Consider the following 6583-nt stretch of genomic DNA (forward strand, 5'->3'; position numbering starts at 1 on the left):
AGAATCGGATATTTGATTTCAGTCTCCAATAGGGATACGAATAAATCGAGGGTGCCAAATACTTTTTGGACACCCTCGGTAACTTTTTAAATCCGGTTAACGGATTCTTTCAATCCTCTCTCTATTTTTTCTTCCCTTTTTTAGGCATGATTTCCTGATTTGTTTCCTCTGCCATATAACTGGCTTCATGTTTTTTCTTCATGCCTTTCGGTTTTTTGTTTCCAGCTGCTCCCATGGCTCTATTCTCATTTTAAATGGTTAAATAAATTGATCATAAATAGGAGTAGTCAACGGTTATTAAAAATAGCTGGACTGCTCATTCTCCGCTTAGGCAAATCTTATGCCAGAAACAAAAAAAAATGTTTACATCGGCCTTTGACACAAATTCTGCCTTTTTTTCATGAAGATTTGTCATTTTCCAGCAACCAAGTATAAGCTTTCATCGTTCAAATAAAAAAATCAAAGACATGAAAAAAAGAAAAAATAACATCTGGCTGACTATCGGAGTCATTGTCATCTGTGTATTATTGCTTTACTGGCTTTTTGCCCGTACGCTTATCGTCGAAGACGAAGAACTCGGGACTACCGATGTTCCGGCACTTATCGAGCAATCTCCCGGTGAATAATCCTTCGCCGGATCCATTCGTCCAGGGAATAGCTGCCGGCTCCGCCCCACAGCAAAAATACATACACGCCCAGATAAAGTAAAGGCAACTCTCTCACTGCAAAAGGATCGGCACCATGAATAACGAAAAAAGCCATCAGCATTCCGAACATCAAGGGGAGAGCAGCCAACCGGGTCATTAACCCGAAGATCAGCAAACACGAACATCCCACCTCTGCAAATAGAATCAATAGGAGCGATAAGGTGCTACCCACGCCTAAAGGATCAGGAAAAGTAGCGCTTAAAGTCGAAAAGGACGCTAATTTCGCCCACCCATGACTCAACATCATTCCTCCTATAAACAAACGCAGGAAAAGTAAAGCTCCGTCCAGATGTTTCCGGTCAGAAGCTACTAATTTCAATAACAACTCTTTCATAAAACAAACTTTTTTTATCTTTCTACGGAAAAAGGTTTCCTAAAGTTCGTCATTTATTCTTTACCCCTTTAATCACATCCACAATCTCCTACCCGGAAAATATCATAACTAACGGTTATACAGGCTTGTAAAGGAAATACATTCTTACCCGAAATTCCCCTGGAATGCATCAGATCATTCAGGCCGGCACTCACCCGGCACATCACATTCAGATGTTTCACGATCCGGTATTCATAGCCGAAAGTCAGGCCGGCATTCCATTTCTCCGTTTCATCGTCTAAAGCGACAGCCGGATCCGGTCCCGATACCCCGGATTTATTTTGAAAATAATAACCGGCATATCCACCGAAAAGCAAAGATGCCCGGTAACAGTTCAGCATATATTTAAGATATACCGGAAGTTGTAGTTCCTTTAGCCGAAACCGTACCTTCTGCTTCCGGTCTGTATTTTCCCCTGGGGCATACCGGCTATCGAACCGATGGTCTGCATAATTGACTTCCGTACCCAAAAACCATTTCCGGGTAAAAGGAATAGTCATCTTCAATCCACCGACCGGCACAACAAACATCCGGACATCGCGGAAAGGAATTCCCACCGACGTTCCGCCACCGGCCTGCAGGGCCACCGCCAGATCATAATCCTTACGCCTGACCAACTGCCCGGAACTTTCCACCCCGATCAATAAACCCAAAAGACAAAAAACAATTCCTTTCATATCAAAGCCGAAACCATTATTTTTTCAGAATGATCGTTTTTTCCGACGATTTGACTTTCAAACTCTGGAAATCCCATTGCCGTACTCCTTTCTGGAAATCCAGCTCATATACATTTTCATTCCAGACAATCTCCAGCCACACAGCCACTGTCCCCGCAGCATTATAACGCCCTTCCCTGATCCGGACTTCCACCGGTCCGTATTGGCGATCGGTAAACGATTGCTCTCCGGTAAACACATAACTTCCCGGCGTACGTCCTTTATCGACCTGTAGCCCGGCTATATCGACATAAAACTGAGGTCCCGGACCATTCTCGTCTTCCAGGATCACTTTATCGTCCAGGGTCATATTCATCTGTCCTTTCTCCCAAAACAGATTGACCGTAGCGGCTTCATTCATCAGTTGCTGATTCCCGTCGTACATCGGTCCGATATATATCCCCGGCATCACCTGCGCCATCTCCGGGATAGGACGCTGCAAATGATAAGTGATGTGAAAATCATACAGATTACGGTAAGCTGCCTCCAGCAAATAAGCATAATATTCATCTACTGGCGCCCAGTACGACAACAAATTCTCCAACCCTATCCGATCGAGAGTCAATGTCAGAGCATTCATATCCCCCTGAGGAAACAAATCCATATAATCACCGTCCCGGCCGATCCGGATATAATCACCACTGTAGTAATAATCGTAACCGAACCGATCGCCGTCCGGACAATTGACATCGATCCTTCTTTTGGAAAACATCAGCTCATCTCCCGGCAAAAACAACAGGTTTCTCTCATCCAGCAAATAATGGAAAAAATCGAATAATTCCGGCGTCTCGAAATCATCATACAGCTTATAAGAATAATCGATATCGTAAACATACCAGGAACCTTCCCGCAAAATATCTTTATATCTTTCCGCGTCTGAATGACAGGAAGAGAATCCGCTCAGGAACAATACCAGAATTAGAATCCACGAATAACTTTTCATACAACCGATTTTGTGTTCTGTTAAATATCACAAAGTTAGAAGGATTTTCTTCAATTCATGGAGTTCCGGACAAATTGTTTTAAAATGCTTTTCTGCCGTCTATAGGGCATCAGGCCACTTTCACTTGTTGAAAAGCAGCCTCCAGGACTGCAGCTGTAAGTGACAGCCCTACTCTTCCCATAGAGATGGTGTAACCTGCTTCGGTCTTCCCGCAATACCCCGGAACAACGGCCATTCCCCGAAGCCCCCTGAATTCCTGCCGGGCAGCCCGGCAACTCTCTTCCCACAACACTTCCGGAGCACCGAAATTCCCATCCGTCAGCATAAAATTACGTGAATCGTGCCATTCCGCCTGATCGAACAATTTGCTGAACAACAGAGAAGCCAGAATATCTCCCTTAGCCAGGATATAATCCTTCATACAATGAGAAGATTCACGCAATACTCCGACATGATGCAGAATACCGTACAAATCGTTCAATTCCTTCTGCAATTCAACTTTATACTCTTCGAGCTTCCGTCCGGCTAAAAGCTCATAAGCCAATTGTTCATGAACCTGTTTTAATTCATTGAACTCATTTTCAAATCCTGCTCCTCTCCGCAAACTCAACCCATACAACTGCCGCAAACGGGGCATCACGCCCTTTAAAGCCGATACCACTACAATACTACAACAATTCTGCTCTTTTATTCTATTTTTAATTTCTGCCAGGGTTTCCTGATTCTGAAGGACAGCACCCTTGAATTTCATGACTAACATACCTTTTGAAATTTTTAAACGATAAACTTTAGATTAGAATCCTGAAAAGCCAACCTCCGGCAGCCTCGGCCGGAATAATATACGGATATACAGATTGGTGATATGACAACTTAAACCCCCATAGGGGTAATAGTTGTTGTTGTAGTGGTAGTAATAATAGAAACAGCAGAGAACGAAACAGACAAAATCCGATCCTCCGGCTGACAAACAGTCCGGCAATTCAGAATAATATGTTGCCTTTCGATCTTCATAACAAAAACAAAACTAAAGGAAATATTTTCGAATAACAAATATCCGGCAATTTTTTTGACGTCACACGCTGAAATTTAACAACAAGTATATTTTTCCTTCTGAATTTAAACACGAAAAAGTGGAAAATGACGTTGTAATCGTCGGGAGCCTATGCATAATTAGTATCCGGATTTCATCGAATTTTCGGAAATCCGGGTGAAGTGTGTTCTGTTTCGATGTACCTATAGAGGTAATATTTCGATCCAATATCCATCGGGATCGCAGATAAAATAGAGGCCCATGTCGGTATTTTCGTAGCATACACATCCCATTTCTTTGTGGAATGCTCTCACTTTATCATAATCTCCCGGGACACGCAGGCAAAGGTGATACTCTCCTTCTCCCAGATCGTAAGGTTCTTTCCGATCGCGCAGCCAGGTCAATTCGAGGGTGAAAGACGTTTCCCCGTCTCCCATATAGACGAGGATAAAAGAACCGTCGGAGGCGGTTTTCCTCCGTACTTCTTTCAATCCCAAAGCTTTTTCATAAAACCGGATACTTTTTTCTAAATCCAGTACATTGAAATTGAAATGATCGAATCTTCCTTTTATTTCCATTGTGTAAAATTAAATTAGTTTATCGTTTTTTCTTCTCCTGGTTTTCCGATCGCCAGAAATCTTCCGCCACGCTTTTCGACATACTCCCGGAAAGCATTCGCTTTTTCGTATTTTTCCCAAAAGTGCATAGGAGCGAATTGCAGGGTACGGATCCGGTCGACAAATTCCCGGCCTCCCCGGGTGTAATCCTTGCCTAAACGCGGATCGACAGGAAAAAGGGCTAAATCGACATAGTCGGTTTCCCGGGCCAGAGTTTCCAGTTCCTGATGATAAAAGTTTGCGGCTTCTCTGATTTCTTCTGGGGTGGATTCCTCCTCCCAATGCCAGTTGTTCAGGTCGCCGGCATGAAAAATGCGCTTATCTGCGACATCGAGCAGAAAAGAAATGCCGATGTCGGTAGAACCGAAGGCTTTGATTTTTAATAGATCATCGTTCCATTCTTCTCCTTTTTTTAGGAAAATGGCATCGTGAAAACACGCTTTTTGGCTGTCGCGGATATCTTCGGACAGGATATACCGGATGTCCGGTCTTTCCGGTTTCCAGGAGAGTATTTCCGGGTTGAAATGGTCCGGGTGGGCATGGGAAGACAGAATATACAGCCTTCCGGGGCGTTTCAAAAAGTGCCGGTGTACATAAAACTCCGGGGTATCCCGATAATAATCGATCAAAATGGCAAATTCTTTGCTTTCAATAATAAAGCCACTGTGGTAGATATAAATAAGTCGCATCGGTTTCATGTAGCAAATATATATTTATTTGGATGAATAAATTTTGTTCTCTATAAAAAAAGTAAGCTCATCTCAATCCATGATCAGTTGTTTTACGAATTCGGTTTCGGGGTGTTTACAGATTTCTTCCGGTGTTCCGTCTTGTTCGATGTGCCCGTCTTTCATAACTATGATACGGGTTCCGAGTGTCAATGCTTCCCGGATATCGTGTGTGATAAAAACGATGGTCACTCCCAGTTCGCGGTGAATACGGGTAATTTCGGCCTGCAACATTTTTCGGGTGATTTCGTCGACGGCTCCGAACGGTTCGTCCATGAGCAGGATGTCAGGATTGGCGGCCAGGGCGCGTGCAATTCCTACTCGCTGGCGTTGTCCTCCGGAGAGTTCCGAGGGATAACGGTCGAGCATTTCCTGTTCCAGACCGACGACTCCGATGAGTCGTTCTACAGCTTTGCGGGTACGTTCTTTGTCGTGCTGGTTAAGCAGGCTCGGTACATAAGCGATATTTTTCCGGACAGTCATGTGAGGAAACAGTCCGATTCCCTGGATGACATAGCCGATATTGCGGCGTAGAAGAGTTTGGTTCTCTTGCGATATGTCTTTCCCGTCGATATATATTTTGCCCTGAGTCGGGGCCGATAATCCGTTGATAAGCTTGAGCATCGTAGTCTTTCCGCTTCCGGAGCTACCGATGACAGTCAGAAATTCACCTTTGCGGATCTTCAGATCGAATGCTTTCAGAATCACCTGATCCCCGTAAGCTTTCGTCACTTGTTCGAAACGTATGATATCATTCATGCTATCTCAATAATCCTTTCTTTTTCAGAAAATCGGCAGCGACGGTTTGTTCCGGTCGGCCGGCAATATCGACCTCGTAGTTCAGTTCGGCCATTTCGGCGTTTGTCAATATTCCTTTCATTTTTTCCAGCGTTTGTTCTAATTCGGGATGTGCCTTTAAAGTCTCTTCACGGATGACGGTGGTACAGTAATAGGAAGGAAAAAAGTTTTTATCGTCTTTCAATACAGTGAGGTTGGCTCCATTCAGTTGCCCGTCTGTGGTAAAGATATTCATTACATCGACTTTCCCCGATTTAATGGCTTCGTATTTTAATCCGATATCCATATCGCGGGTCTTTTTGAATTTCAGGTCGTAATACTGACAGAGGGCTTCGTAGCCTTCGTGAATTTCGAAAAAATCGTATTCCGCTCCGAAAATAAATTGGTCGGGATAGCGCGCTAAGTCGGAGAACCGGGTCAGGTCGTATTTCTTAGCCAAAGGTTCGCCGACCGCCAGACTGTAGGTGTTGTCGAATCCATACGGACTCAGCCATTTTAAATGGAATTTTTGTTCGTATTCTTTTTTCAAAGTCTCGTATAGGGTGTCCGGAGGTAGTAAACTGTCTTTTTTCAATACCACGAGCCAACCCGTCCCGGTATATTCAGGGTAGATATCGAATTCACCTTTTAACATAGCCGGATGGATATTGCTGGTGCCGCCTCCTATCCCT

At 44.0% G+C, this 6583-nt stretch carries 10 protein-coding genes; 1 reads left to right on the top strand and 9 read right to left on the bottom strand.

Annotation, left to right across the window (positions count from 1 at the left end; all coding sequences use genetic code 11):
• Window positions 1-121: 121 nt before the first annotated feature.
• On the bottom strand, window positions 122-235 hold the full coding sequence (locus WS42_RS15810; protein ID WP_013613096.1) for a hypothetical protein: 114 nt from the start codon (window positions 233-235) through the stop codon (window positions 122-124).
• A 232-nt stretch (window positions 236-467) separates the two neighbouring features.
• Between WS42_RS15810 and WS42_RS15695 the strand changes: the two genes are divergently transcribed.
• Window positions 468-626 (top strand): hypothetical protein, encoded by a 159-nt coding sequence (locus WS42_RS15695; protein ID WP_013613097.1) that lies wholly within the window; start codon window positions 468-470, stop codon window positions 624-626.
• Here WS42_RS15695 and WS42_RS13940 read toward each other — a convergent pair.
• From WS42_RS13940 to WS42_RS13975, 8 genes are all read right to left on the bottom strand, one after another.
• Entirely contained in the window at window positions 601-1041 is a 441-nt protein-coding gene (locus WS42_RS13940) for a DoxX family protein (RefSeq protein ID WP_013613098.1), read from the bottom strand. The genes WS42_RS15695 and WS42_RS13940 overlap by 26 nt on opposite strands.
• 68 nt (window positions 1042-1109) lie before the next feature.
• Window positions 1110-1757 carry a porin family protein gene (locus WS42_RS13945; RefSeq protein ID WP_046451289.1) on the bottom strand — a complete coding sequence of 216 codons (648 nt, stop codon included), beginning with the start codon at window positions 1755-1757 and terminating at the stop codon, window positions 1110-1112.
• A gap of 16 nt (window positions 1758-1773) precedes the next feature.
• Window positions 1774-2739 (bottom strand): hypothetical protein, encoded by a 966-nt coding sequence (locus WS42_RS13950; protein ID WP_013613100.1) that lies wholly within the window; start codon window positions 2737-2739, stop codon window positions 1774-1776.
• Window positions 2740-2848: 109 nt separating this feature from the next.
• Window positions 2849-3499: an amino acid kinase family protein gene (locus tag WS42_RS13955; protein ID WP_013613101.1), complete on the bottom strand. Its 651-nt coding sequence runs from the start codon at window positions 3497-3499 to the stop codon at window positions 2849-2851.
• Between the two features lie 473 nt (window positions 3500-3972).
• Window positions 3973-4347 carry a VOC family protein gene (locus WS42_RS13960; protein WP_046405298.1) on the bottom strand — a complete coding sequence of 125 codons (375 nt, stop codon included), beginning with the start codon at window positions 4345-4347 and terminating at the stop codon, window positions 3973-3975.
• Window positions 4348-4361: 14 nt separating this feature from the next.
• Window positions 4362-5075 carry an MBL fold metallo-hydrolase gene (locus tag WS42_RS13965; RefSeq protein WP_046405303.1) on the bottom strand — a complete coding sequence of 238 codons (714 nt, stop codon included), beginning with the start codon at window positions 5073-5075 and terminating at the stop codon, window positions 4362-4364.
• Between the two features lie 72 nt (window positions 5076-5147).
• The gene (locus WS42_RS13970; protein ID WP_046405530.1) at window positions 5148-5873 is read right to left on the bottom strand and encodes an ATP-binding cassette domain-containing protein; all 726 of its coding nucleotides are present in this window, start codon (window positions 5871-5873) and stop codon (window positions 5148-5150) included.
• A gap of 1 nt (window position 5874) precedes the next feature.
• The coding region (locus WS42_RS13975; RefSeq protein ID WP_046451290.1) for a glycine betaine ABC transporter substrate-binding protein at window positions 5875-6583 on the bottom strand (709 nt) is incomplete at its 5' end.

Source organism: Odoribacter sp. N54.MGS-14 (assembly GCF_000980295.1).
In the GTDB taxonomy this organism is placed as follows: Bacteria; Bacteroidota; Bacteroidia; order Bacteroidales; family Marinifilaceae; genus Odoribacter; species Odoribacter splanchnicus.

Coding starts and splice junctions, on each gene's coding strand:
- WS42_RS15810 (WP_013613096.1), bottom strand. CDS start 235: ATGGGAGCAGCTGGAAACAAAAAACCGAAAGGCATGAAGAAAAAACAT.
- WS42_RS15695 (WP_013613097.1), top strand. CDS start 468: ATGAAAAAAAGAAAAAATAACATCTGGCTGACTATCGGAGTCATTGTC.
- WS42_RS13940 (WP_013613098.1), bottom strand. CDS start 1,041: ATGAAAGAGTTGTTATTGAAATTAGTAGCTTCTGACCGGAAACATCTG.
- WS42_RS13945 (WP_046451289.1), bottom strand. CDS start 1,757: ATGAAAGGAATTGTTTTTTGTCTTTTGGGTTTATTGATCGGGGTGGAA.
- WS42_RS13950 (WP_013613100.1), bottom strand. CDS start 2,739: ATGAAAAGTTATTCGTGGATTCTAATTCTGGTATTGTTCCTGAGCGGA.
- WS42_RS13955 (WP_013613101.1), bottom strand. CDS start 3,499: ATGTTAGTCATGAAATTCAAGGGTGCTGTCCTTCAGAATCAGGAAACC.
- WS42_RS13960 (WP_046405298.1), bottom strand. CDS start 4,347: ATGGAAATAAAAGGAAGATTCGATCATTTCAATTTCAATGTACTGGAT.
- WS42_RS13965 (WP_046405303.1), bottom strand. CDS start 5,075: ATGCGACTTATTTATATCTACCACAGTGGCTTTATTATTGAAAGCAAA.
- WS42_RS13970 (WP_046405530.1), bottom strand. CDS start 5,873: ATGAATGATATCATACGTTTCGAACAAGTGACGAAAGCTTACGGGGAT.